A 23,751-nucleotide genomic window follows, 5' to 3' on the forward strand; every position below is an offset into this window, starting at 1 on the left:
CCGCCAGGCTCCTGTCTTTTTACGTCACGGAAGGCCGGCAGCGCAGAAAAACCAAGGCACCAATCGCCATCAATATGAGGGCCAGAAGAAAGGGCGCGCCGGGCAGGTAATAGGCGGTCTCTTTATGAGTGAAAAAGGCAAAAGTCGCGGCCATCATCATCGGTGAGACAACCATAGACAGGGCATGAACTGCCGTCATTACCCCCTGCAGCTCCCCTTGCTGGTTGTCCTCTACAGCGCGCGACATCAGCCCTTGCAAGGCGGGTTGTACCACCGCTCCCAATGCTGAGATTGGGATCAGGATCAGGGCAAGTGTCCCGCTACTGATCACTGCTAATATTCCAAAGGCAACAAAATCAAAGACCTGGCCCCATAAAACAGTCCTGCGTTCGCCAAACCATCGCACCATGTAGCGCAGTAATCCCCCCTGCACCAAGGCCATGCAGATGCCATAGACCCCTAAGGAAATCCCGATCATCCGTGGCTGCCAGCCAAATTGTTCCACGGTGAAATAGGACCAGATTGCCGGGTAGACATAGATTGCCACCGAGTAGAGGAAATAGACCCAAAGCAGGCCAGTGATGCCGGGTATACGGGACATGGCGCGAAAGGCCCCCAGCGGGTTCGCGCGCCGCCAGTCAAAGCTGCGACGTGTCTCATCGGTAACTGTCTCACGCATAACAAACCAGCCAAGGCAGAAGTTCAGCCCTGCCAGCAGTGCGGCTGCGTAAAATGGCGCGCGGGTGCCTAGTTCACCCAGAACCCCTCCCAGCAGTGGCCCCAACACAAAGCCGGCGCCAAAGGCCGCGCCCAATAGGCCAAAGTTCGCGGCCTTTTCCGTAGGCTTCGAAATATCTGCAATATAGGCGCCGGCAGTGGCATGGGTGGCAGCAGTAATGCCACCGATGATACGTCCCACCAGCAAGAGCCACAGCGATCCGGCCAGGGCCATGACAAGATAATCGAGCGTCATCACAAAGAGTGAAACCAACAATACCGGCCGTCGTCCCAGTGCATCCGAGAGCGAGCCAAGCACGGGACTGAACAAGAACTGCATCACGGCAAAGACGGTGCTGAGCACACTGCCCCAGATTGCCGCTTCAGCCAGAGTTCCGCCCCGCACTTCGAGCAGAAGGTTAGGCATGATTGGCATGATCAGCCCGATACCCATGGCGTCGATCATGACGGTGGTCAGGACAAAGAACAAAGGCAGGCGCATTGGCATCGTCTCTTACTGATGGGCTGATCCCGCAGTGGCGCGCGCGCAGAGCCCGCAGGCGCGCCATCAGCTGTCCCGGTTTAACTGGCCGCCAGTTCCGCGACTTTTTTGCTGAAACGCAAGGCTTCCGCTGGGGCAGCACCGAGCTGTGCCTCCGGATCAAATAGCGCGTCCACGTCGAGTTGTGGATAGTCACGCGCCACCATTTGGCCAAGGGGGGTGTTGCTGTCCCCGGCTTCGCGGCACAGCAGCTTGACCGCGGCCTGAGCCTCGGGGCGCGGCATTTCTCCCGCCAGGGCAAAGCTCAGCGCCTCCGCGTGGATCATATCCAGACCAGAGGCGAGTGCAGTGCTCATTCCTGACGCATTCGGACTGATCCCTGCGCAAAGACCCCGCCCGGTGCGGGCTGCACTGGCGGCGCCTAGAACAATCTGTGGCAGACAGAGCCATTCGCTGAACCAGGCGGCCCCATCGCGTTGATGCTGGTGCAGTGCGCTGCCATGCAGGATCGACAGCAGCCCAGAGCCCTGGCGCGCCAGCGCCACTAGGGCAGAGGGGGCCACGGGGTTTTGTTTCTGTGGCATAGTGGAGGAGGCTCCGGTGCCGCCCAGTGAGATCTCTCCTATTCCGGTTTGTACCAGCGCGATACAATCCTCACCGAATTTGCCCAGTGCCAGATTGACCCGTACCATCCAGTCCATCAGGCGCAAGACGGGCGTGCGGTCTGTGTGCCAGCTGCGCTCAGGGTCGCTCAGCCCCAAGGCCTTGGCCATTTCGGCACGCACTTCGCCAGCCTTTGCCCCCAAGGCACCCGAGGTGCCGGCCGCGCCAGATAGAGAAATCAACAGACAGCTGCGGCGCAGCTCTTCCAATTCATTGATCAAAGCCAAGAGGGGCATGCCCCAAGAGGCGCTAACAGCCCCAAAGCTTGTTGGTGTAGCGTGTTGGCCATAGGTGCGCGCAGGCATTGGCAGGCGGGCATGGGTCTCCGCCAGTGTAGCGAGCGCAGCCAGCGCCAATTTCAGGTCGTCTTCGATCAGGGCCAGCGCCTGACGCAGGCGCAGCATCAGAGCGCTGTCCATGATATCCTGCGAGGTGGCGCCCCAATGCACATATTGCGCATGTTCCGGCGCATTCATCTCTGCACGAAAAGCGGCAATCAACCCCGGCACCGGAACGCCGTTCTGTCCGGTTGGTTTGCGCAGAGTGCCAGGGTCCAAGGCAACTTCCATCACTGCGCGACCGATGGCGGCTGCGCTGTCTTCGGGGATCACCCCGGCCGCCCCTTGGGCGCGGGCGAGTGCCCCTTCGACCAGCAGCATGGCGCGGGCCTCGGCGGTATCGGTGAACAGGCGGCCTACGTCGCCAGAGGTGAAGAGGTCGCCATAGATCTGGCTGTCAAAGACGGATCCCGCCATTCAGAAGTCCTTTGCGATTTGCCCAATGAGTGACGCCAGGCCCTTTGGGTCGGCGAAAAAGGGCGAATGAGAGCAGTGCATCTCGTGTACACGGTTGCGCGGCCAATCCGCCACCATCTGCGCCTGATACTCCGGCGGGATGGTCTGGTCCTCAGTGCAGCGAATATAGGCCATGGGGGTGTTCTTCCAATTGTCGCCCAACTCCAGCGGAGTAGCCTGCGGCAAGATGGGCTGGGCGCAAAGCCGGGGCAGCGCATAGGCCACGGCCTCTGCCGGGCAATCCTGATAAAACAGACGCGGAGCTGCGGCGGGATCAATTGTGTAGTTGGTGCCGCTGGCGTTTTTGATTGCGGCACTGCCAATGGTCTGGCGTGGGCCAGCCTTGCGCATGTCTATCAGGGAATTCCCAGAATTGGGGACATAGGCACAGAGATAGATGAGGCCGCGCAGTGCAGCGGGGGCAATCTCAGCCGCAGCTGAGATCGGAAAACCCGCCCAGGAATGCCCCACTACGATTGTGTCGGGCCTGGAGGCCGCGACGATGGCCTGTGCGGTTTCTGCGAGAGTCACCGAGGTCGGGTCACGCTCATCACCATGACCAGGCAGGTCTATGGCACGGGCTGTATGCCCCAGGGTTTCGAGAGCGGGAATGACATCGCGCCAGCACCAGGCGCCATGACAGGACCCATGGATCAATAGGAAATCAGCCAATGTGCCCGGTCTCCTGCAGGAATTGCGTCAAACGGTCGGCATATGCGTCCGGGGCCTCTACGCAGGGTATATGGCCGGCGCGGCGGATCAGGTGGAACTGGCTGCCAGGTATGAGATCAACGGTTTCGCGTACTAGATCTGGGGGGGAGGCCCCATCTTCTGACCCCGCAATGCCGAGGCAGGGCAGGCGTAAGCCGCTGGTCGGCGTGTAGAAATCGGTACCTGCGATGGCTGCGCAGCAGCCGGCGTAGCCTGTGCGTGATTGTTGCACCAGCATATTGCGCCAGAGCTGCAACTCTGGTGTGGCGCGAAAATCGCGGCCAAACCAGCGCTCCATTACGGGGTCCGCTAGGGATTCGATCCCCTCTTCGGTTACGACCTTGACGCGCGCCTGCCACATTTCGGCAGTGCCCATTTTGGCGGCAGTGTTCGACAAGACCAGCGCGCGAACGATGTCCAGACGCTTGACGGCGAGCCCCTGTGCAATCATGCCACCGATCGACAAGCCGACGAAGACGCAGTCCCGGACATCTAGTTGGTCGAGCAGGCGCTCGGCATCGCGCACCAAGGCCCCCATGGAATAAGGCGCAGGTGGGCAAGAGGACAGCCCGTGGCCGCGTTTGTCATAGCGGATTATTTTCAGTCCTGCAGGCAGACGGTCGACTACCGCGTCCCAGACACGCAAGTCGGTGCCCAGGGAGTTTGCAAAGACGATGGGCGCGCCATTTGGGTCGCCGTCGATACGGTAGTGAAGCTGGACATCGCCCAGATCTGCGATCTGCATGTGGTCTCTCCGGTAGAACTTTGGCGCAATCTACGGGGCTGCCTTGGCAGGGTAAAGCCTGTGTGCGCTGCTTAGCTGGGTTATTCCGAAGGGTCCGTGGTTGCCAGCTCCATATGGGCCATGATCTGCCCGTGATCAGAAGCGAGCTTGTTATAGGGGGCCTCAGGGTGGCTGCCATCGGTCAGGTGGTCATTGAAGACGCTGAAGTAATGCATTCTTCCGGTGGCCCCTTTCCAATCGGGATCAAAATGGCGCGACATGTAGATCTGGTCGATGCTTTCATGCACGCCGCCAAAGGCGGTGGTATAAACCACATCCCGCAGCGAGCGCTTCAGGAAGGTCTTTTCCGCCGAGCGCAGGCGGACCTTATCGATGGCCTCCTGGATTTGGTCGTTCTCCTGGCGGCTATAGCGATCACTGCCATGTTTGGCGTCGTGGCGCAGCATCCAGGAGTAATTGCGGAAAGGCACCTCGCCGGAGATGATTTCGCTGCTGACCGCATGTTCGCCGTCGTTGAAGTCTCCCAACACCAGCACCGGGCGGTCCTGTTCCAGTTCGTCCAAAATAGCCCGACGCAGGACCCAGGCCTCCCCCATGCGACGCAGGGCCGAGCGAAGCGCCCCGAGCGCTCGACCCGCCGGATCATAGGCGGTCAGCACGGTTTCGGGGGCTTGGGGTGCGCCGGGCGGGGTGATGAACTCGCCCAGCTTTGATTTCAAATGGCAGTTGAAGACGGTGACAATCTGACCGTTTATGGGAATGCGCGCCTTGAGGATCGGCCGGGAAAGACAGCGCAGGGTGTAATGACCCGCTTCTTCTTCGCCGCCAAGATGGGACATGGGGATGTCCAATGGCGGATCGAGTTCCTGGATTACCTCGGGCGTGCCGACAAAGCCAAAGCGCGACAGGATTGCCAGGCCGGGCCGACGCTGACCTGGCTTGTCCGTGTCATTTATGTTCGGCGCAAAGGCGAGCCCTGCATCGCCATAGGGTCCATAGGCCAGTTTGCGAAAAATGGCCTTGCGGTGGTAGCGTTTGGAGCGGTCCGGCACCGTGGCTGCGTTGGCCTGAATGCCACGGGCATCAGCCTCCGCGATCACTTCCCGCAAGGGCTCTTCCTCAAAAATCTCCTGAAAGCCGACAATGTCTGCGTCCAGGGTCAGGATCTGGTCGGCCATCCAGTCTGACTTCCAAGCATATTCCTCTGGGGTGTAGCTTTGGAAGCGGTAGTACTCCTGATCCGGCCCGATCAAGTTTTTGACGTTGAAGGAGGCGATGGTAAAGCGGCTCATGACGAACTCCGTCAGATGAATAGAGGCCTTCTGGGGTCAAGCATAGCGGCTGAGAGCCTGTTGGAACAGAGCGGCATCAACATTTCCGCCGGTTGCCACGGCAATCACCGCATCGCCTTTGATGTTATCCGAGTGGAACAGAGCAGCGGCGAGAGCAACTGCACCGCCAGGTTCCAGCACGATCTTGAGCCGCAGAAAGGCCAAGGCCATGGCGCGTAGGGCATCTTCTTCGGTGACGACCACTCCGGGACCACAAAGGCGTTTGAGCACAGGAAAAGTGACTTCCCCAGGGGAGGGGGTGAGGATCGCGTCGCAGATTGATCCAGAGATTTCTGCATTGCTTTCGATCTGCCCACTGGCCAGGGAACGGGTGACATCATCAAATCGTTCTGGCTCAGCTGGGCGCACGCGCAATCCGGGGGCTGTGCCCTCCAGTGCCAGTGCCACACCACTGGTGAGGCCGCCGCCGCCACAACAGATCAGCACGTCGGCTTCGCAAACGCCTTCGGCTCTGGCTTGTTCGGCGATTTCCAGGCCAACGCTGCCCTGACCGGCGATTACCTGCGGCTCGTCATAGGGTTTGATCAGGGTGAGGCCACGTTTCTGTGCCAGGTCTCGACCGATGGCGCTGCGGTCCTCTCCTCCGACGCGATCATAGAGCACGACTTCGGCGCCTAGTGCGCGGGTGTTTTCGATCTTGAGGCTAGGCGCATCGGCGGGCATCAGGATCACAGCCGTGACCTCGTGGGCCTTGGCCGCAGCGGCAACGCCCTGGGCGTGGTTGCCACTGGAATAGGCCAGAACACCGCGTGATTTCTCGGCGTCGGAAAGGGCCGAGATTGCCGCCCAACCGCCGCGAAATTTAAAGGAACCTGTGTGTTGTAGGCACTCAGCCTTGACCAAAAGGCGACGTCCGGCGATCTCATCCAGAAAGGGAGAGGAAAGCATCGGTGTGAGGCGGGCATGGCCCTGCAACCGCTTAGCAGCGGCCTGGATCATTTCAAAGGATGACATCAAAGAGACTCCAAAACGGAATGAATAAGTGAAAGGGATTGGGGTTCATCGAGGAAGGGAACATGGCCGCGATTGGCGAGCTCCATGGCCTGGATCGTTGGTAGGCGCTCTTGCATTTCCTGATAGGTCTCATGGCTCAGCACATCCGAATTGACGCCCCGGATGACACCGCAGGGCAGACCCTCCAATGCCATGAACAAGGGCCAGAGATCCGGCACAGGTCCCGCATCTGCCTGCGCCAGCAATGCATCGCGAAGCCGGGGATCATAGCGCAGTTGCAGGCCGTCATCACCGGCATCATAGAAGGTTTCAACCTCTTCACGCCAGCGTTGGGCGGGCACATCGCCAAAGGCAGGTCCCATCAGCGCCATCAAGGTTTCGGCGGCCTGTGCATGAGTTTTGGCGGCGGGGCGGCGACCGACATATTGCATAATGCGGTCGATGCCATCGGTTGGAATGACCGGGCCAACATCGTTGAGCACTACCGCCAAAAGCCGCGACTTGGCGCTTGCTGCCAACATCATGGCGACCATGCCACCACGCGAGGTGCCAAGGAACGCGGCCTTAGGAAGGGAGAGATGATCCATCAGCTCCAGCACGTCCTGGGCCTCACGCGGGACGTTGTAGTTGGTGAACTCTGGATCGCGGTCGGATTCTCCGCGCCCCCGTGCGTCCAGCGTAATCACGCGATACTGCTGGGCATGGGGTATAAAGTAACGAAAATCCCGGCTTTCCCGCGTGAGGCCTGCCAGGCAGATCAGTGGCGTGCCAGTCGGTGCACCGCTTTCCTGATAGAACAGCGAGAGCCCGTCGGAGGTGGTGAAAAAACTCATGCAGCGAACCTCGCCTATTTGGCAGCCAGATCTGGGATGGAGGTCAGGTTGCTCAACACCTGTTGCGGGGTCCAGGGCAACCGATCAATCGGCTCCGAGGCCCGGTTAACCCAGGCGGTGGTGAACCCATACCCCGCTGCGCCGGCTGCGTCCCATCCATTGGACGAGACAAAAAGCACCTCGTCATTTTTGCAGCCGAACCGCTGCCCGACCAGATCATAGACCCGCGAATCCGGTTTGAAGATGCCCACGCTTTCAACTGACAAAACGTCATCCAAGAGCAAACCGATACCAGCAGATTGAACCGCCCCATCCAGCATGTCGGGGGAGCCATTGGACAAGATCGCCGTATTCATCCCGGCTTTCTTCAGGGCGCTGAGCATGGCAGGGACCTCTGGATAGGCCTGAAGTTCCCAGTATAAATCCAGCAACCGCTGGCGCAGTTTGGGATCCCCGGCGAGCCCGGTCGCCTCTAGCGCCCAGTCGAGCCCATCCTGGGTTACCTGCCAAAAGCTGCAATGGGCATCTGTAATCGCACGCAGCCAAGTATATTGTAGCTGTTTCAGCCGCCAATGATTTGCAAGCGTTGCCCAGTTGTCTTGCAGCAGTGGAAACTCTGGTTCGGTCGCGGCTTGGCGGGCCGCAGCAGTGACGTCGAATAAAGTACCGTAGGCATCAAAAACGCAGGTGGTGATCGGCATTGCTTTCTCCCTTTGCGCGTATCCTGTCATGGCCTTGGTCGCTGCGCAAAGCGCGAACTTGTGATGGATACAATTCTGGCTGCTAAACCAGGCTGCAGCTGGGTTGTATCGCGGCTTTGGCAGGGGGCGCCCTGACAGGAGAGTGCGGCGCCTTTACTTTGCCGCCGGGAACTGTAGGGTGCCGGCCATTGTAACCTACACAAAGACTGGAGGTCAGATGACCGAGGTAAAGAACGGCGATACCGTCCGCATTCACTATACGGGCACCCTGACGGATGGATCTGTCTTTGACAGCTCTGAAGGGCGTGAGCCGCTGGAGTTCACTGTGGGCTCTGGTCAGGTGATTGCAGGCATGGATGCCGGGCTGCCAGGCATGACCGTTGGCGACAAGAAGCGTCTGGAAATCCCATCAGTGGATGCCTATGGCCCGCTGAACCCCGAGGCCCGTCAGGCGATCCCGCGCGAAGGTATTCCAGATGATATCCCGCTGGAGCTGGGCACTCAGTTGCAAATGCAAAGCCCTGAAGGCCATGTGCTACCTGTGACTGTGGTGGAAGTGACCGAAGCCACTGTGACCTTGGATGCCAACCATCCACTGGCGGGTAAGGACCTGAATTTTGACATCGAGCTGGTCTCGATCGGCTGATCCTTGCCGCTTTGTGCTGCAGTGATGTGAACTTTAGTCCTGTGCTTGGGGCTCTGATAAACCTGCGGGGGTGCGAATGCCCTGGCAGGTTTTTTTGTCTGTAGCGCTGCTGCCCCGATGGCAAACTATGAAGAATTAACAGGTGAAGCTGATCTCCGCCCCAGCGGTCTGGCTGATTAACGCGCCTGCATTGATGGCACTGTAAACTGACTGCGGCGGGCGTTTCGCGCTGATGACCCTGCGTTGGACCCATTGCTGCCCTTCCATCAGTTTGAGGGATTGAGACAGCGCGCGGTCCGTGATCTTTGGCAGCTTGCGTTTGACCTCATTGAAGTGGCAGGACGTATCCAGTGTGGTCAAAATGGGTAGCGTCCAGGATCGACGCATCAGATCATGCCCCTCTGTTCCGGCGGCTCTGTAAAGTTTATGTGCGGTGGCCGCAGCGCTCATTCCCAGTTGGGTCAGGCGAAACTCTGGCCGCAAAGGGTGACCGTGACCTGGGTTGCGTTCTACCAATCCAATCTCGATGAGGTGCTGCATGCTCGCACCAAATGCGGCCCGACCTGCGCCGGTTGCTGAAAGCAGCGCTGCCTGACGCCCCGGCACCTTTTCATGCAGGCTCGCAAGGATTGGAAGCGCCCAGGCCCTGGAAGTGATATTGACAAAAAGATCTATGTACATAAAGTATAGTTAATAAATTTAATGACGAAAGGAAAGAGCATGTCGCTCATTTCACCTAAGGAAACGATCACAATTGCTCTCTCGGTGGCGGACCGACATGCCAGCGCCAGGTGGTATAGGGACATGCTTGGTTTTGAGACACTTTATCACGCGGATGAGGCGGGGTGGTCCGAGGTGCAGACCAATACAGTTGGAGTGACACTTGGTTTTGGGGAGCAGGCGCGCCCGGCTCCGGGCAATTGTGTACCGGTCTTTGGTATCGCTGATTTAGATGAAGCGCGTCGCAAGTTGGAACAGGCAAAGGTCGTCTTTGATGGCGCAACGGAAGTCATCGAAGGAATGGTCAAGACTGCCACCTTCTTTGATCCTGATGGCAATGCGCTGATGCTCGCTGAAGACCTGACAGGTAGTGCCTGATGCTGGATCTCCGCATCGTCCATTAGGGGTTTGTCTACAGGCGGCAGCGGTGAGCTAGCCTCAAAGCAAAAGGGCGCCTGTTGAGGCGCCCTTTGTCAATATTGGATCATGCCGCTGCAGTTTACAGATGTTCCTGTTGCGGCATGCCCAGAACATGAAAGCCGCCATCGACGTGGATGATCTCACCGGTGGTGCAGGCGCCTGCATCCGAGGCCAGGTAGACAGCAGTGCCGCCTACGGCCTCCAGTGTTGCATTGGAGCGCATCGGGGTATTCAGTTCAGTGTGCTTATAGGTCTTGCGGGCCCCACCAATGGCTGCGCCGGCAAGGGTTTTCATCGGGCCGGGAGAGATCGCATTGACGCGGATCCCTTCAGGGCCAAGATCATTGGCGAGATAGCGTGTGGCGCTTTCCAATGCCGCCTTTGCAACCCCCATGACGTTATAGTTCGGAGTGACCCGGTTCGACCCGCCATAGGTCAGCGTCAGCAGGGTGCCGCCATTGTCTTTCATGAAGGGATGCGCGCGACGCGCCACTTCGATGAAGGAATAGGCCGAGATATCCATAGAGTTCTTGAAGTTTGCCCGGCTGGTGTTCAAGAAACGCCCCGTCAGTTCGGATTTATCCGAAAAGGCGATAGCGTGGACAACAAAATCAATGCTCTCCCAGCGGCCGCCCAACTGGTCAAAAGCGGCGTCCAGAGAGGCGTCATCCGTGACATCCACATCCACCATAAAATCGCTGCCAACGCTTTGAGCCAGTGGTTCGAGTCGCTTACCAAAGGCCTCTCCCTGGTAGGTGAAGGCCAGTTCAGCGCCAGCCTCGGCCATGGCCTTGGCAATGCCCCATGCAATTGATCGCTCATTGGCAACGCCCATGATCAATCCGCGCTTGCCCGTCAAAAATCCTGACATTGTCGGGTTATCCTTTGTACTTGCTCAATACCATCGATCCATTGGTGCCACCAAAGCCAAAGCTGTTGGTCATGACACAGTCGAGGCCTGCGTTTTCTACGAGGTCGGTGGCGATCTCGCCGGGCAGAATGCCTTCGGCCAGGGTGTCCACATTGATCGAAGGGGTGATGAAATCATTGTCCAGCATCAACAGGCAGAAAATTGCCTCCAACGCGCCCGCGGCGCCCTGGGCATGGCCGGTCATAGATTTGGTTGAAGAGATCGGCGGGGTTTGACCTTCGCCAAAGACGCGGCGCACAGCTTCTACCTCACCGACATCGCCGACGGGTGTCGAGGTGCCATGGGCGTTGATATAGCTGACCTTGCGGCTTTCGGGCAGGGTGGACAGGGCCAGACGCATGGCGCGTTCGCCACCTTCGCCAGAGGGCGCAACCATATCGTGACCATCGGATGTGGCCGCATAGCCAACCACTTCGGCATAGATCTTGGCACCGCGTGCCAGGGCGTGATCGAGATCTTCCAGCACCACGATGCCGCCACCGCCGGAGATGACAAAACCATCACGGTCCTGATCAAAGGCACGGCTGGCCGCTTCGGGGTCGTCGTTTTTCTTCGAGGACATCGCGCCCATGGCGTCAAACAGGCAGGACAGGGTCCAGTCCAGCTCTTCGCCGCCACCGGCAAACATCACGTCCTGCTTGCCCATCATGATCTGCTCGGCAGCATTGCCGATGCAGTGCAGGGAGGTCGAGCAGGCCGAGGTGATGGAATAGTTGATGCCCTTGATCTTGAAGGCCGTCGCGAGGTTGGCCGAAATGGTCGAGGACATGCACTTAGGCACTGCAAAAGGCCCAATGCGCTTGGTGGCGCCGGTCTTGGCAACAACCTGATGCGCCGTCAGCATGGCAGAGGTCGACGGACCACCGGAACCAGCAACTAGGCCAGTGCGGGTATTGACGACCTGATCCTCAGAGAGCCCCGCATCGGCAATGGCCTGGCTCATGGCGATATGAGCATAAGCGGCACCAGGCCCCATGAAGCGCAGCGCGCGTTTGTCGACATGTTCCTTGATGTCGATTTTCAGCGTGCCGGCGACCTGGCTGCGAAAGCCGTGCTCGGTCATTTCCGGGCTGGCAACGATGCCGGATTTCCCCGCTTTCAACGCGGCGATGACTTCTTCGGTGTTGTTTCCGATGGAGGAGACGATCCCCAGACCGGTGACGACGACACGACGCATACGTGCACTCCCTTGATTGCTTATGTCTTAGTATGCATTGCGAAGCAGAGGTGCAAGATGGCATGGTGGTGTGGCTCAGGTTGAGAGCTGGCTTGGCTGCCATTACGCCTTTTCAGAAAGCCCCCGCGTCCGAACCGAGCGAAGCGCCCGCCCCGTGGGGGCGGTTCGGGCGCTGCCAAAGCGGACTTTAAACTTCTTTTGGTCTGCACTAAGATAGAAGCATGTTTGAGAAACTCCTTGGGCCGTTGAGAAAGCCAAAACACAACGCGGATCGTAAGTCGATGGAAACGGCGTTAAAGGCTGGATGCATACCCGCTTTGCGTAACCAAGGGTTCAAAGGAACGTTTCCAAACTTTTACAGAGAGCATGAGAACTTTGTCGCTCTGGTTAACTTTCAGTTTTTCTCATCCGGGGGAAGCTTTTGCATAAACTTAGGTTACGCTGACCCTGAAAGAAGAAATGTTTCTTTTGAGCCAGAAGCTGAGCCGAGAGCCCTTAGAGTTACAGCCACACGAGAACGAAGTCGATTAGGCTCTGGGGGTGAAGGCGACAATTGGTTTAGTTATGGAAAAACAAGCTATGGAGAGTTTAGGGGTAGCACTTCGGAAGTAAATGAAATTGCTGAACAGTGCGCGAAGCTATTCATATCTGAGGCCGAAGGCTGGTGGCTTGGCAAGATGAGTGCGGCCTCTGCTTGATCCCAGTTTTTTGTCTACTTTGGTCTCGAAGCGGACATTCCTCAATAAAAAAAGAGGCCCATAGGCCTCTTTTCAGTCTCAAGCTCGCCGAGCAAATTAGGCCTCGGACAGAACGACCTTCATGTCCTTGACGTCATAGATCATCTCGCCATCGGCTTCGACGATACCATCCGCCACACCCATGGTCAGGCGGCGGGTCTGGATCGCTTTTTTGAAGTCGATCTTATAGGTCAGCATCTTACGCTCGGGGCGGACCATGCCGGTGAGCTTTACTTCGCCCACGCCCACGGCCATGCCGCGGCCCTTCCAGCCGCGCCAGCCGAGGTTGAACCCGGTGAGCTGCCACAACCCATCCAGGCCCAGGCAGCCGGGCATGATGGGGTTACCAGGGAAATGGCAGTCAAAGAACCACAGCTCAGGTGTGATGTCGAATTCCGCAACGATATGACCCTTGCCGTGGGCACCACCGTCGGCGCTGACCTCGGTGATGCGGTCCATCATCAACATTGGCGGTGCTGGCAGCTGGGCATTGCCGGGGCCAAACAGCTCTCCGCGGGCACATTTCAACAGATCGTCTTTGTCAAAGCTGCTGGGGTAATCGGCCATGCTGGCGCGTCTCCTGCCTGAGGTGTTTCATGTCTTTTCCCTCCTGTAGCACCCGGTTCAAGGGTCCTGCAAGGGCAGTGAGCGATGCTGCGCGGCGTGACGATGTCACAGGATCGGGGCGGCGTTGGTCGGAAATTGGGGATTCTGTTTGAAAAATGCAATTCATTCGCAGTATAAACGCCCATAGCAACGCGATGCAGGATCCGCACATGACGCCAAACAGCGAAGACTTGGCAACGAACTGGCTGGTAGAGGCCGGTTTGCGCCCAACCCGTCAACGGCTTGCCCTGGCGGAACTTTTGGTCGGCGATGGTAAGCATCGCCATGTGACCGCCGAAAGCCTGTTTGACGCGGCCAAGACCAAGGGGGCTGCCGTTTCTCTGGCCACTGTCTACAACACTTTGCGTGCATTTTGCGAGGCCGGGGTTCTGCAAGAAATTACCGTGGATGGGTCAAAGAGCTATTTTGACACCAATACCCATGATCATCCGCATTATTATTGGGAGGATGGCAATCGGGTCACCGATGCGCCTTCTGATCAATTGGTGATTCAGCGGCTGCCAGAGGCGCCTGAGGGTATGGAAATCGCTTCAGTCGATGTGGTCATTCGCCTGCGCAAGATCTGACCAGTCAGCAGTTTTTGCCGGCGTCAGAGGCGTCCTGAGCCAGGGCGTTTGACAGGATTTCCCGAACGCGCGATAGGCGCGATTCGGGCAATGGGACCCCATGACACGCGATAATCACCGGTTCAATTGCGCAGGAATCTCGGATCGGAATACGCAGGATCTCTTTGCCGTCATAACTGTGGGGTATGGCTGGGGCGCTATAGCTGATGCCGATGCCCTCGCCATTGGCAGCCAGGCTGCGCAGCACTTCGAGGGAGGCCGCGCGATGGGCGATACGCGGTGTGAGGTCGAGAGTTTTGAACAGTGTTAGCATGTGCTGCACGGATAACCCCTCTTGAGACAGCACCAAGGGCTCGCGGGACAGTTCCGCCAGAGACAGGCTGCTGTGATGCGCCAGGGCGTGATTGGGGGAGAGCAGGGCCTGAGGTCTGCGCCGGTCGATGATTTTGCGATCAAACCCAGCGTCCAGACCGAGGTCATAGGTCACCGCGAGGTCAATCTCATTCTGGAGCAGCGCTTGAGTGAGTTGGGAGAAGCCTAAGCTTCGCATGTTCACGGCCAGTTGGGGAAAGGTCTGGCGCAGGCAGTGCAGCGCGGGTGCCAGGACAAAGGGTGCCAGATCCGAAAAGCAGCCAATGGTCAGTTCTTGCCAGGGCGATTTGGCACCATCGGGGGCTTCCAGACGGCGAGCCTGTTCCACCAGCTTTTGCGCTGCCTTTGCAAAATCACGCCCCTGTGGGGTGAGGCTTAAGGGGGCTCCCTGACGGCGCACAAATAGCGCGTGACCAAGGTGGTCCTCTGCCCGGGCCAGCGCCGTTGAGAGCGCAGGTTGGCTGACATGCAGAGCCTCTGCGGCCGCAGAAAGGCTGCCGTATTCGGCTACAGCGCAGATATATTCATAGTGGCGTAGGGTGAGGTATAGCATGAATTTATGGCTACATTAGAAATATATTATTTGAAACTAATAACAAAGGGCGACAGGCTCTGGGCTGCGAGAAAACTTTTTCGAGCAGGCGCGCTTTGGGCACATGAGTGACCATTGGGGAGCCTGATTGATTTAACTTGGACGGAGACACGCATGGTGCACCCCCTTATCACTCAAGAGCATATCAGCCAGTTCCAACGCGATGGTGTTGTTTTGATCAAGGGGTTGTTCAAGGGTCAGGTAGATCAGCTGCGCCGCGGTGTGGATCAGAATATGGCGGATCCTGGTCCCTACGCCTCGAACAATGAAAAAGCAGGCCAGACCGGGCGTTTTTTTGATGACTACTGCAATTGGCCACGTATTCCGGATTTTGAAGAGGCGATCAAATCGTCTCCTGTGGCAGAGGTTGCCGCTGACTTGATGCAGTCGGGCCGGGTGCAGATGTTCCATGATCATGTCTTGGTGAAGGAGCCTGGGACGTCCATGGCGACTCCCTGGCACCAGGATGGGCCCTACTATTTTGTGGAAGGGCGTCAGACCATCAGTTTCTGGTCGCCACTGGATCCGGTGAGTGACGCGAGCCTGCGCTGCGTTGCAGGGTCTCATCGGTGGGAGAAGGAGGTGCTGCCAACCCGCTGGGTCTCTGAGGAGGGGTTCTTTGCCGACGTAGGGCAATATATGCCTGTGCCAGACCCTGAGGCCGAAGGTATGCGCATACTGGAGTGGGAGATGGAGCCTGGGGATGCGGTAGCGTTTGATTTCAAGACCCTGCATGGTGCACGTGCGAATACCAGTGAGACCCGTCGCCGGGCCTTCTCATTGCGGTTGGTCGGGGAGGATGTGCGCTATGTTGAGCGCCCCGGCCCGACCTCGCCGCCCTATCCGGGACATAATATGATGCCGGGACAGCGGCTGCGGGAGGATTGGTTCCCTGTACTGTTGCAGCGATAGTTTTGAGGTTGGGATTCTGTAGGGGGGCGCTGCCCCCTCTTGAGCCTTGGCGGCGTATTTACCCCAGTGATATCTTTGGCGAAATGAAGCCTGGGGCGGCAGGGTTGAATCGAGGCGTCAGAACCACTGTCCGGGCTCCATTAAGCCAAGGTCGAGCAATTGCCGGGAGTGCCAGTCAAAAGGGGTGGAGTTGTGCCAGCGAAAGCTATCGATGGCAAAATCGGATCCCGGGTTGCGTTTGAGGGCCTTGGCCGTGCGGAAAGAACATACGGCGGCGGTCAGATTGTGATGCCAGGGACAGGCGTAGGTATTGTATTCTTGGTCGTTGAAGGTGTGGTTCTCTAGTAGTTCCAGACCTTCTTTGGCTTGGAACAGGGATATCCTGTCGATTTTGCGGCTGGTCCAGGGGATATGTTCTTCATGGCGCCATCGCACGCCGCCAAAGAAGTCCAGCTGCCTTTCGCGCGGTGCATTTGTATCATCGTCCCAGCGTGCCTGCGCATAGTAGCCTGATTTGTCGAGAAAGGCGGTTTCCAGAGAGACTGCACTGGGATGCTTGTCCAGATCCCCCGCATAGAGGTCGATTACGTAGGTCAGCATCGCCGAGCGGCGCTCCTCCGTATGGAATGTCAGCATTTCTGCCACTGTTCGGGTTTCGCAGAAGGGGAAGAACAGGAATTCGGCGTTGTAGCAATAGTAGAGCCAACAACCTGGTTTTGCAGAGGCGATGATCTTGTTGATGCCCTTGAAGACTTTGGCCGGGGCACTGCAGTCAAAGGGGATGCGGTGGATCTTGGATTTAATGTCACGAGGCAGATCAAAGGCATCTGGCATCAGGGCGACAACTGCTTTGAAGCCAGATTGCAAATGATGGCGCAGGGTCGTCGCAACCTCGACATCGTCTTCGACAAAGATCAGCGCAATCGGGCCCTTGGCCAGGAGCCCCTTTTGTAGCCTGAGAAATTCTTCCAGCGACGCGTACATCATGCTTCTTGGTCTCTGCTCTTGTGTTGCCCTTCTGGCATTTGTCCTTAAAATCGAGTAATCCCACCGGCATTGCAAGCCACGAGATTTGCCGTTATGGCAGGCCGTTGTTCCCGATCCCTGCTGGAAGGCACCAAAGATATGACTGCGCCCAAGAAGCTGTTTATCAAAACCTATGGCTGTCAGATGAATGTCTATGACAGTGAACGCATGGCCGAAGCGCTTGGTGGGCAGGGGTATAGTGAGGTGAAATCGGCCGATGAGGCGGATATGATTTTGCTCAACACGTGCCATATCCGTGAAAAGGCGGCGGAAAAGGTCTATTCCGAGCTGGGGCGATTCAAAAAGCTGAAGGCGGAAAAGCCGGACCTGAAGATCGGTGTTGCAGGCTGTGTGGCACAGGCTGAGGGGCAGGAAATCATGCGTCGTCAGCCGTTGGTGGATTTGGTGGTCGGGCCACAAAGCTACCACCGCTTGCCAGAGATGGAAGAAAAGGCGCGTGCGGGGGAGAAGGTGCTGGACACTGATTTTCCTGAAGAAGATAAGTTTGAGAAGCTGAAACGCCGCCCCAAGGCCACGCGCGGTCCCACGGCGTTTTTGACCGTCCAGGAGGGCTGCGACAAATTCTGCGCCTTTTGTGTTGTGCCCTATACGCGCGGGGCCGAGGTCTCTCGGCCGGCGGATCGTATCCTCACCGAGGCGCGTGATCTGGTTGAACGCGGCGTGCGTGAAATCACTCTCTTGGGGCAGAATGTGAATGCCTATCACGGCGCTGGGGCCAATGGTGATCTGACCCTTGCACAGCTGATTTGGGAGCTCGACAAGGTTGATGGGCTGGAGCGGATCCGTTTCACCACCAGTCATCCTAACGATATGATGGATGACCTGATCGAAGCCCATGGCACCTGCAAGAAGCTGATGCCCTATCTGCATCTCCCCGTGCAAGCCGGGTCCGATAAGATCCTGAAGCGGATGAACCGTAGCCATACGGCGGAGAGCTATCTGCGTCTGATTGAACGTATTCGCGCGGCGCGGCCCGATATTCTGATTTCGGGAGATTTCATCGTGGGTTTCCCGGAAGAAACCGAAGAAGATTTCCAAGCTACTTTGGATCTGGTCGAAGAGGTCAAATACGGCACCGCGTATTCATTCAAGTACTCGACCCGGCCCGGAACCCCTGCTGCAGAGCGCCCGCAGGTAAACCCTGCAGAGGCTGATGACCGTCTTCAGCGGCTGCAGGCATTGCTTACGCGTCAGCAGCGCGAAATTCAGGACAGTATGGTGGGGCGTGAGGTCGGCGTATTGTTTGAAAAACCGGGCCGTCAGCCTGGCCAGATGTTGGGGAAGTCAGACTATTTGCATGCCGTTCATGTGGCTGACTGTGACCGCAAGGCAGGGGATCTTGCACGTGTGCGTATCGTTTCTTCGCGGACCAACTCCCTGGCGGGTGAGTTGATCGACTAGCATTTGGTTTTGCCTGATAAGTCCCTATGGGGGCATCGTCAGTTTGGGCCTGTGCGCTGGTAGAGGGCGATTCTTTTTGTGAAAACAGCCTGTCCCTTCTCCTGCGATGCCCGCTTTTCATGCAATGCGATTTCACAGAGTGAGTCATAATTGCAGCGCTCTCGGCGACAATTGCAACAAAACGGTATGAGTGTAGCCTGAAGGGGCTTAATCTTGCCAAAAGCCTATATGGGTGGGGGATGTATTAATACAAAAGCCGTGTAGATTGTTGCTAATAACCTGAGTGTTAGGAATTTTAGGCGGCAAGCTTCCCTGGGCGACACTCTGGGGGGACTTAGGTGAAGGAAATCTGGTTGTGATGACATTTAATGCAAAGAACATGCTCGCGCTTGTGGCCGCTACGGTGGCTGCGGTGAGCCTGTCGACAGGGTCTGTTCAGGCGCAGCAGCGCACGGTTGTTGGGGAGCGTTATGTTCCGACTATCTGGGTCGACCCTGATGGCTGTGAGCACTGGGTGATGGACGACGGTGCCGAAGGCTACATGACGCCGCATGTGACGCCAAATGGCAAACCAGTTTGTCGTCGTGGTAATCTTTGCGGTGTGATGGAGACGGACCAGTTCTTTGCCACCGACAAGCACTATATCAGTGCCGCGGGTAAGACGCGCCTGAAGGAGTTCTTTAACTCTAACAAAGGCAATGTGCGCTCCTTTGTGATCGCGGGGCATACCGATAGCCGTGCCTCTGACGAATATAATATCCGTCTGTCGCAGCGTCGCGCGAATGCGGTTGCAGGCGTTGCTAAGTCGGTTGGCGCGCGGATTGCTGATATTCGTGCTTACGGTGAGCGTGACCCACGTGTACCCAATACCAGCGCGTCAAACATGGCGCAAAACCGTCGCGTCGAAATCTATTGCCTGCGCTAAAGAAGGACATCAAGATGCACCTACTCAAAGCAACCGCGCTGTCCCTTGCGCTGACCGCAGTGGCCGCCTGTGAAATCACCGAGGACAAAACCCGCGATCAACACGCCGGGGATGGGTCCAATACCCATCTGTCGAATATGACAGCAGGGATCTGGGTTGACCCGCAGGGATGTGAACATTGGATCATTGATGATGGGCTTGAAGGCTATGCTGATCTGCGGCGTACCCCGGATGGCAAACCCGTCTGTAACAGCCCGTTGCCGCGCAACGTAGCAACTGGCCCGTTCAAGGATGGTTCAAGCTTCCCGGATTCGCTGTAAGGCTTTTGCGCCTGCGTAAAACGTCTAGCTTAAAAAAATCGGTCGCTCCTGTGGGGGCGACCTTTTTTGTCTCATTTCTGTGAATTTGCGGGACGCCCGCTTGCACCTGCGCGGTGGCAGAGGCAGACTGGAGAGAGAAACACCAGCCTAGGAGCTCCCCCCATTGGCCACAAGTGCCCGGATCCAGTCGCCGACCACCAGCAGCGCACATGAGGTTCTGCTTGAATTTCCTGACAATCGCCTGCTGATTGATCTTTGTGGTGAATACGACCGCAACCTAACAGAAATCGAACAAAAAATCGGCGTCCAGATTGTTCGCCGTGGCAATCAGCTTTCGGTTTTAGGGGAGGAGGCGCTGCGCGATCAGGCCGCGGAAGTGCTCATCTCGCTTTATGATCGGTTGGAAACTGGTCGGAGTGTCGAGCACGGCGATGTTGATCGCGAGCTGCGTATGGGGCATTCCGACGATGACGTTGCCGATGACCAGCTTGAAATGTTCAAGGGGGGTGCGGTTGAGATTAAGACCCGTAAAAAGCTGGTTGAGCCGCGTACCGATGCACAAAAGGCCTATGTGCGTTCTTTGTTTGAGCACGAGCTTGCCTTTGGTATTGGCCCTGCTGGGACCGGCAAAACCTATCTGGCGGTGGCCGTCGGTGTGAACCTGTTTATCACCGGGCAGGTGGATAAGATCATCCTGTCTCGTCCTGCAGTAGAGGCTGGAGAGAAGCTTGGCTATCTGCCGGGTGACATGAAGGACAAGGTCGACCCCTATATGCAGCCGCTCTATGATGCGCTGAATGATTTCCTGCCTGGTAAGCAGCTGGCGAAGCTGCTTGAGGAAAAGCAGATAGAGATTGCGCCTTTGGCCTTTATGCGCGGGCGTACCCTGTCCAATGCTTTTGTGGTGCTGGATGAGGCTCAGAATGCCACTTCGATGCAGATGAAAATGTTCCTGACCCGCCTGGGCGAAGGCTCTCGCATGGTGATCACCGGCGACCGTACTCAGGTGGACCTGCCGCGCGGGGTTACCTCTGGCCTGGCGGATGCCGAGCGGTTGCTGACGCCGATTTCCAAAATCAGTTTTAATTACTTCACCGCGCGTGACGTCGTGCGACATCCGCTTGTCGCCGCCATCATCGAGGCCTATGACGCCGAGACGCCACCGGCCTGACGCCCAGGTCATTGGCGAAACGGGTCAGTACAGCTGAGGCGGTTTAAGGGTGACGGTATAGATGGCTTTGGAGATCACAATTGAGGACAGTCGCTGGCAGGAGGCCGGACTTGAAGCTCTCGCACATCAGGCAGTTGGTGCTGCACTTGGGCATTTTGGCCTTGATCCAGAGGATTGCGAAATCGCGTTGTTGGCCTGCGACGATGATCAAATCGCTGGCCTGAATGCTGAATTCCGCGAAAAACCGGTGCCAACCAATGTGCTGAGCTGGCCCGCAGAGGATCTTGCGGCCTCAGAACCGGGAGGACAGCCAGCCGTGCCGGAGGCGGATTTTACAGGCGAGATCCCGCTCGGCGATATCGCCATTGCCTACGATACCTGTCTGCGTGAAGCTGATGCCGCAAATAAGCCATTAGCGGATCATTTGCGGCATTTGATTGTTCACGGAGTATTGCATCTTTTGGGCTATGATCACATTAGCGACCTTGACGCCACAGTGATGGAGGGCTTGGAGGTCGAGATACTTGGCAATCTGGGTCTGGATGACCCATATACTGTGGATGACAGCCTTTAGCAGGGCATTTTGGATAGGACAGATGGGCGATATAGAAGGCAGTTCTAACGCGGCGCATGGCGCGCTGCAGAACATCAGCGGCACCGTGGCAGAAGCCAGTGCCGCTCAACGACCAGGCTTCTGGGAGCGTATTTTTGGCTCCTTTACGCCGGATACACCAGCGCAACAGCCACAGGTGGAACCGGAAGGACCGAGCCCCGAGGTTCAGTCGCATGGGATGATAAACCTGCGCCGTATGCGGGTGGAAGATGTTGCGATACCTTCAGCCGAGATACTCTCGGTTCCGGTCTCCATTGATCGAGACGATCTGGTGCAGGTGTTCCGGGATAGTGGCTTCACCCGGATCCCAGTCTATGAGGGCACCCTTGATACGCCACTTGGTTTTGCTCACCTCAAGGATTTTGCCCTGACCCATGGGTTCAATGGTGGCAACAAACCCTTTGAGCTGTCGCAGATGTTGCGCCCTCTGCTTTTTGTGCCTCCCTCTATGCCCATTGGTGTGCTCTTGGCCAAGATGCAGGCCGAGCGTCGACACATGGCGCTCGTCATCGACGAATATGGTGGCGTGGACGGATTGGTGACCATTGAGGATCTGATCGAGCAGGTGATCGGTGAGATCGAAGATGAGCACGATCCTGGCGAGGATCAAACCTGGTATCAAGAAAAGGCAGGCTGCTATATCGCGCTTGCGCGAACACCATTGGATGAATTCGAGACTGAGATCGGTCGGTCGCTGACCCGACACGAAGATGTCGATGGTGAAGAGATCGAAACGCTTGGCGGGCTGGTCTTTATGCTGTCTGGCCGGGTTCCGGCACGAGGAGAAGTTATTGTGCACCCTGAGGGCCCAGAATTCGAAGTCATGGATGCAGACCCGCGCCGGATCAAACGGTTGCGGGTGATGATGCCGGACCCTGCCACGTGAGCAGCGGCCTTTGGGGCAGATGTTTGCGCGCAGCTGGACAAAGGTCGAGCTGGGTTGCTGGATTTTCGTCCTTTGGTCTTGGGGCCCTGCTGTCGGTTTCGCTGGCTCCGCTACATATCCTGTTGAGCTTACCACTGGCCCTAGCTGGCCTGGGAATGCTGACGCTTTGGGCGCGGTCGCCCTTGCAGGCGGCAGCGATAGGTTGGCTGGCTGGGCTTGGGTATTTTAGCTTTGCCCTGTCCTGGATTGTCGAGCCCTTTCAGATCGATGCGGAGCGCTATGCCTGGATGGCGCCTTTTGCTCTGGTGTTTCTAGCGGCCGGGCTAGCGCTGTTCTGGGCCTGTGGCTTTGGGTTGGCGGTGCGCTGGAGTCCTGACAGCGGACAGCGCAGCCTTTCGAGCGGCAGACAGGAGGGGCGGCAAGATGGCAGGCGGCTTGTGATGTTGCTCGCGTTTTGGTCCCTGGCAGAGCTGGCACGAGCCTATCTGTTTACTGGCTTTCCCTGGGCAGGATTTGGGCAGTTCTGGATAGATACCCCTGCGGCGCAGTTGTTGCCCTGGGTCGGAGGGCAGGGGTTATCTATGCTGACCCTTGCGGTGACGTTGCCGCTGTCACTGGTACGCAGGAGGCCCTTACTGGCGGTTGCTCCTGTGTTGGCGGTTGCATTGACAGGCTATGCTCTGCCACGCCTGCCTGAGCCGGGCATGACCTCAAATTTGGTGCGTTTGGTGCAACCCAATGCACCTCAGGCAGAAAAATGGCTGCCCGAAAGGCGTTGGGACTTTGTCCGTCAAGCGATTGAGCTGAGCGAGACCGGAGGGAACCAACTTGCTCAGAACGCCGAACCTTTTGCTCTTGCCACGAAATTCGAGCCAGATCTGATCATCTGGCCGGAAACCTCGGTGCCGCAGCTGTTGAACAATGCTGATGAGACACTTTTTGCGATTTCAGAGCGGGTTGCAGGCGTGCCGGTGCTGCTGGGGATCCAGCGGCGCGAAGCGGGGCGCTATTATAATTCTGCCGTTTTGGTCGAGGCCCAGGGCCGCGTTGATCAGATCTACGACAAATCGCATTTGGTGCCTTTTGGGGAATATGTGCCTTTTGGCGATCTGATGGCCCGGTTTGGGATCTATGGTTTTGCGGCGCAAAGCGGCGCTGGCTATTCTGCTGGTTCCGGTGCCCTTCTGATGGATTTGGGGATCGGCAAGGCCTTGCCATTGATCTGCTATGAGGCTGTGTTTGCAAGGGATGTGAATGCAGCGCCGTCGCGCCCTGATATGCTGATCCAGATCACCAATGATGCCTGGTTTGGCACCAGATCCGGTCCCTATCAGCATCTGGTACAGGCTCGCATGCGTGCAGCAGAGCAGGGGCTGCCATTGCTGCGTGCGGCCAATACGGGCATCACGGCAATGATCGATCCTTACGGCAGGCTGCGCGAGACAATTGCGCTGGGGCAAGCCGGTGTAATCGATGCCTTTCTGCCACAGGCGCTAGCTGCGACTATTTATAGCCGTACCGGAGATTACCCGCTGTTTTTCTTTTGTCTTGTCCTGGTTTTGGGGGCGATGAAACAACGGCGTAAATCCGCAGAACGCTCATAGCGGGTTAACATCTAGGGATTAGTATTTGACCTCTAGATCATCCCCGCGTACTTGGTACGAAGTCCTCTCACAACGGCTTCCTGACGTGACGAGGTTAACCCAATGGAGCATT

The 23,751-nt window shown here is 57.5% G+C and carries 26 protein-coding genes and 1 riboswitch; of the genes, 12 read left to right on the forward strand and 14 right to left on the reverse strand.

From position 1 onward, the window contains the following. Positions 1–19: 19 nt before the first annotated feature. The 8 genes from MED193_RS17270 to MED193_RS17305 all read right to left on the reverse strand — a co-directional run bounded on the left by MED193_RS17270 (position 20) and on the right by MED193_RS17305 (position 7,972). The gene (locus MED193_RS17270) at positions 20–1,219 is read right to left on the reverse strand and encodes a tetracycline resistance MFS efflux pump (RefSeq protein WP_009811045.1); all 1,200 of its coding nucleotides are present in this window, start codon (positions 1,217–1,219) and stop codon (positions 20–22) included. A gap of 80 nt (positions 1,220–1,299) precedes the next feature. Then, a complete protein-coding gene (locus MED193_RS17275; RefSeq protein WP_009811046.1) occupies positions 1,300–2,637 on the reverse strand; it encodes an adenylosuccinate lyase family protein in 1,338 nt (445 codons plus the stop codon). Next, on the reverse strand, positions 2,638–3,348 hold the full coding sequence (locus MED193_RS17280) for an alpha/beta fold hydrolase (RefSeq protein ID WP_009811047.1): 711 nt from the start codon (positions 3,346–3,348) through the stop codon (positions 2,638–2,640). Then, entirely contained in the window at positions 3,341–4,132 is a 792-nt protein-coding gene (gene pcaD, locus MED193_RS17285; RefSeq protein ID WP_009811048.1) for a 3-oxoadipate enol-lactonase, read from the reverse strand. The genes MED193_RS17280 and pcaD overlap by 8 nt, the downstream gene beginning before the upstream one ends. Before the next feature lie 80 nt (positions 4,133–4,212). Continuing rightward, positions 4,213–5,424 (reverse strand): endonuclease/exonuclease/phosphatase family protein, encoded by a 1,212-nt coding sequence (locus MED193_RS17290; RefSeq protein WP_009811049.1) that lies wholly within the window; start codon positions 5,422–5,424, stop codon positions 4,213–4,215. 36 nt (positions 5,425–5,460) lie between these two features. Continuing rightward, the gene (locus tag MED193_RS17295; RefSeq protein ID WP_009811050.1) at positions 5,461–6,438 is read right to left on the reverse strand and encodes a threonine/serine dehydratase; all 978 of its coding nucleotides are present in this window, start codon (positions 6,436–6,438) and stop codon (positions 5,461–5,463) included. Next, complete coding sequence (locus MED193_RS17300; protein ID WP_009811051.1) at positions 6,438–7,271, reverse strand: alpha/beta fold hydrolase; 834 nt, start codon at positions 7,269–7,271, stop codon at positions 6,438–6,440. Before MED193_RS17300 ends, MED193_RS17295 begins: the two co-directional genes overlap by 1 nt. Before the next feature lie 14 nt (positions 7,272–7,285). Next, positions 7,286–7,972 (reverse strand): haloacid dehalogenase type II, encoded by a 687-nt coding sequence (locus MED193_RS17305; RefSeq protein ID WP_009811052.1) that lies wholly within the window; start codon positions 7,970–7,972, stop codon positions 7,286–7,288. 217 nt (positions 7,973–8,189) lie between these two features. Here MED193_RS17305 and MED193_RS17310 point away from each other — a divergent pair, with 217 nt between their 5' ends. Then, entirely contained in the window at positions 8,190–8,618 is a 429-nt protein-coding gene (locus MED193_RS17310) for a peptidylprolyl isomerase (RefSeq protein ID WP_009811053.1), read from the forward strand. Positions 8,619–8,753: 135 nt separating this feature from the next. On the opposite strand, the gene MED193_RS17315 is transcribed toward MED193_RS17310, so the two are convergent. After that, complete coding sequence (locus MED193_RS17315) at positions 8,754–9,158, reverse strand: winged helix-turn-helix transcriptional regulator (RefSeq protein ID WP_368072273.1); 405 nt, start codon at positions 9,156–9,158, stop codon at positions 8,754–8,756. 180 nt (positions 9,159–9,338) lie between these two features. On the opposite strand from MED193_RS17315, the gene MED193_RS17320 reads away from it, so the two are divergent. Then, the gene (locus MED193_RS17320) at positions 9,339–9,716 is read left to right on the forward strand and encodes a VOC family protein (protein WP_039966337.1); all 378 of its coding nucleotides are present in this window, start codon (positions 9,339–9,341) and stop codon (positions 9,714–9,716) included. A gap of 121 nt (positions 9,717–9,837) precedes the next feature. Here the strand turns inward: MED193_RS17320 and MED193_RS17325 are convergent, their stop codons facing one another. After that, positions 9,838–10,629 carry an enoyl-ACP reductase gene (locus MED193_RS17325; RefSeq protein WP_009811056.1) on the reverse strand — a complete coding sequence of 264 codons (792 nt, stop codon included), beginning with the start codon at positions 10,627–10,629 and terminating at the stop codon, positions 9,838–9,840. 7 nt (positions 10,630–10,636) lie between these two features. Next, the gene (gene fabB / locus MED193_RS17330; protein WP_009811057.1) at positions 10,637–11,866 is read right to left on the reverse strand and encodes a beta-ketoacyl-ACP synthase I; all 1,230 of its coding nucleotides are present in this window, start codon (positions 11,864–11,866) and stop codon (positions 10,637–10,639) included. 221 nt (positions 11,867–12,087) lie between these two features. Between fabB and MED193_RS17335 the strand changes: the two genes are divergently transcribed. Continuing rightward, positions 12,088–12,564 (forward strand): DUF4304 domain-containing protein, encoded by a 477-nt coding sequence (locus MED193_RS17335; protein ID WP_039966340.1) that lies wholly within the window; start codon positions 12,088–12,090, stop codon positions 12,562–12,564. A 96-nt stretch (positions 12,565–12,660) separates the two neighbouring features. Here MED193_RS17335 and fabA read toward each other — a convergent pair whose 3' ends face one another. Beyond that, a complete protein-coding gene (gene fabA / locus MED193_RS17340) occupies positions 12,661–13,170 on the reverse strand; it encodes a bifunctional 3-hydroxydecanoyl-ACP dehydratase/trans-2-decenoyl-ACP isomerase (RefSeq protein WP_009811058.1) in 510 nt (169 codons plus the stop codon). Positions 13,171–13,379: 209 nt separating this feature from the next. Between fabA and irr the strand changes: the two genes are divergently transcribed. Continuing rightward, positions 13,380–13,796, forward strand: a complete 417-nt coding sequence (gene irr / locus MED193_RS17345) for a Fur family transcriptional regulator Irr (RefSeq protein ID WP_039966341.1) — start codon at positions 13,380–13,382, stop codon at positions 13,794–13,796. 4 nt (positions 13,797–13,800) lie between these two features. Here the strand turns inward: irr and MED193_RS17350 are convergent, their stop codons facing one another. Next, entirely contained in the window at positions 13,801–14,721 is a 921-nt protein-coding gene (locus MED193_RS17350; RefSeq protein WP_009811060.1) for a LysR family transcriptional regulator, read from the reverse strand. Between the two features lie 153 nt (positions 14,722–14,874). On the opposite strand from MED193_RS17350, the gene MED193_RS17355 reads away from it, so the two are divergent. Next, positions 14,875–15,672, forward strand: coding sequence for a phytanoyl-CoA dioxygenase family protein (locus MED193_RS17355; protein ID WP_009811061.1), 798 nt, complete (start codon positions 14,875–14,877; stop codon positions 15,670–15,672). 117 nt (positions 15,673–15,789) lie between these two features. On the opposite strand, the gene MED193_RS17360 is transcribed toward MED193_RS17355, so the two are convergent. Further along, complete coding sequence (locus MED193_RS17360) at positions 15,790–16,659, reverse strand: hypothetical protein (protein ID WP_039966342.1); 870 nt, start codon at positions 16,657–16,659, stop codon at positions 15,790–15,792. A gap of 138 nt (positions 16,660–16,797) precedes the next feature. On the opposite strand from MED193_RS17360, the gene miaB reads away from it, so the two are divergent. The 7 genes from miaB to lnt all read left to right on the forward strand — a co-directional run bounded on the left by miaB (position 16,798) and on the right by lnt (position 23,639). Continuing rightward, positions 16,798–18,120, forward strand: a complete 1,323-nt coding sequence (gene miaB / locus MED193_RS17365; protein ID WP_039966994.1) for a tRNA (N6-isopentenyl adenosine(37)-C2)-methylthiotransferase MiaB — start codon at positions 16,798–16,800, stop codon at positions 18,118–18,120. A 358-nt stretch (positions 18,121–18,478) separates the two neighbouring features. Next, complete coding sequence (locus tag MED193_RS17370) at positions 18,479–19,045, forward strand: OmpA family protein (protein WP_009811064.1); 567 nt, start codon at positions 18,479–18,481, stop codon at positions 19,043–19,045. Positions 19,046–19,059: 14 nt separating this feature from the next. Further along, positions 19,060–19,365, forward strand: coding sequence for a hypothetical protein (locus MED193_RS17375; RefSeq protein ID WP_039966343.1), 306 nt, complete (start codon positions 19,060–19,062; stop codon positions 19,363–19,365). 163 nt (positions 19,366–19,528) lie between these two features. Next, positions 19,529–20,536, forward strand: a complete 1,008-nt coding sequence (locus MED193_RS17380) for a PhoH family protein (protein ID WP_009811066.1) — start codon at positions 19,529–19,531, stop codon at positions 20,534–20,536. Between the two features lie 61 nt (positions 20,537–20,597). Continuing rightward, a complete protein-coding gene (gene ybeY / locus MED193_RS17385; protein WP_009811067.1) occupies positions 20,598–21,110 on the forward strand; it encodes an rRNA maturation RNase YbeY in 513 nt (170 codons plus the stop codon). A 22-nt stretch (positions 21,111–21,132) separates the two neighbouring features. Further along, positions 21,133–22,035, forward strand: coding sequence for a hemolysin family protein (locus MED193_RS17390; protein WP_009811068.1), 903 nt, complete (start codon positions 21,133–21,135; stop codon positions 22,033–22,035). A gap of 23 nt (positions 22,036–22,058) precedes the next feature. Continuing rightward, entirely contained in the window at positions 22,059–23,639 is a 1,581-nt protein-coding gene (lnt, locus tag MED193_RS17395) for an apolipoprotein N-acyltransferase (RefSeq protein WP_039966344.1), read from the forward strand. Between the two features lie 61 nt (positions 23,640–23,700). Next, a riboswitch (SAM-SAH riboswitch) is annotated at positions 23,701–23,749 on the forward strand. Positions 23,750–23,751 lie beyond the last annotated feature (2 nt).

The organism is Roseobacter sp. MED193 (genome assembly GCF_000152965.1).
Lineage (GTDB): Bacteria > Pseudomonadota > Alphaproteobacteria > Rhodobacterales > Rhodobacteraceae > Pseudophaeobacter.

Bases quoted from the DNA above. Each gene is read 5' to 3' on its own strand.
- MED193_RS17270 (WP_009811045.1), bottom strand. From the start codon at position 1,219: ATGCGCCTGCCTTTGTTCTTTGTCCTGACCACCGTCATGATCGACGCC.
- MED193_RS17275 (WP_009811046.1), bottom strand. From the start codon at position 2,637: ATGGCGGGATCCGTCTTTGACAGCCAGATCTATGGCGACCTCTTCACC.
- pcaD (WP_009811048.1), bottom strand. From the start codon at position 4,132: ATGCAGATCGCAGATCTGGGCGATGTCCAGCTTCACTACCGTATCGAC.
- MED193_RS17290 (WP_009811049.1), bottom strand. From the start codon at position 5,424: ATGAGCCGCTTTACCATCGCCTCCTTCAACGTCAAAAACTTGATCGGG.
- MED193_RS17295 (WP_009811050.1), bottom strand. From the start codon at position 6,438: ATGTCATCCTTTGAAATGATCCAGGCCGCTGCTAAGCGGTTGCAGGGC.
- MED193_RS17300 (WP_009811051.1), bottom strand. From the start codon at position 7,271: ATGAGTTTTTTCACCACCTCCGACGGGCTCTCGCTGTTCTATCAGGAA.
- MED193_RS17305 (WP_009811052.1), bottom strand. From the start codon at position 7,972: ATGCCGATCACCACCTGCGTTTTTGATGCCTACGGTACTTTATTCGAC.
- MED193_RS17310 (WP_009811053.1), top strand. From the start codon at position 8,190: ATGACCGAGGTAAAGAACGGCGATACCGTCCGCATTCACTATACGGGC.
- MED193_RS17315 (WP_368072273.1), bottom strand. From the start codon at position 9,158: ATGCAGCACCTCATCGAGATTGGATTGGTAGAACGCAACCCAGGTCAC.
- MED193_RS17320 (WP_039966337.1), top strand. From the start codon at position 9,339: ATGTCGCTCATTTCACCTAAGGAAACGATCACAATTGCTCTCTCGGTG.
- MED193_RS17325 (WP_009811056.1), bottom strand. From the start codon at position 10,629: ATGTCAGGATTTTTGACGGGCAAGCGCGGATTGATCATGGGCGTTGCC.
- fabB (WP_009811057.1), bottom strand. From the start codon at position 11,866: ATGCGTCGTGTCGTCGTCACCGGTCTGGGGATCGTCTCCTCCATCGGA.
- MED193_RS17335 (WP_039966340.1), top strand. From the start codon at position 12,088: ATGTTTGAGAAACTCCTTGGGCCGTTGAGAAAGCCAAAACACAACGCG.
- fabA (WP_009811058.1), bottom strand. From the start codon at position 13,170: ATGGCCGATTACCCCAGCAGCTTTGACAAAGACGATCTGTTGAAATGT.
- irr (WP_039966341.1), top strand. From the start codon at position 13,380: ATGACGCCAAACAGCGAAGACTTGGCAACGAACTGGCTGGTAGAGGCC.
- MED193_RS17350 (WP_009811060.1), bottom strand. From the start codon at position 14,721: ATGCTATACCTCACCCTACGCCACTATGAATATATCTGCGCTGTAGCC.
- MED193_RS17355 (WP_009811061.1), top strand. From the start codon at position 14,875: ATGGTGCACCCCCTTATCACTCAAGAGCATATCAGCCAGTTCCAACGC.
- MED193_RS17360 (WP_039966342.1), bottom strand. From the start codon at position 16,659: ATGATGTACGCGTCGCTGGAAGAATTTCTCAGGCTACAAAAGGGGCTC.
- miaB (WP_039966994.1), top strand. From the start codon at position 16,798: ATGACTGCGCCCAAGAAGCTGTTTATCAAAACCTATGGCTGTCAGATG.
- MED193_RS17370 (WP_009811064.1), top strand. From the start codon at position 18,479: ATGACATTTAATGCAAAGAACATGCTCGCGCTTGTGGCCGCTACGGTG.
- MED193_RS17375 (WP_039966343.1), top strand. From the start codon at position 19,060: ATGCACCTACTCAAAGCAACCGCGCTGTCCCTTGCGCTGACCGCAGTG.
- ybeY (WP_009811067.1), top strand. From the start codon at position 20,598: ATGGCTTTGGAGATCACAATTGAGGACAGTCGCTGGCAGGAGGCCGGA.
- MED193_RS17390 (WP_009811068.1), top strand. From the start codon at position 21,133: ATGGGCGATATAGAAGGCAGTTCTAACGCGGCGCATGGCGCGCTGCAG.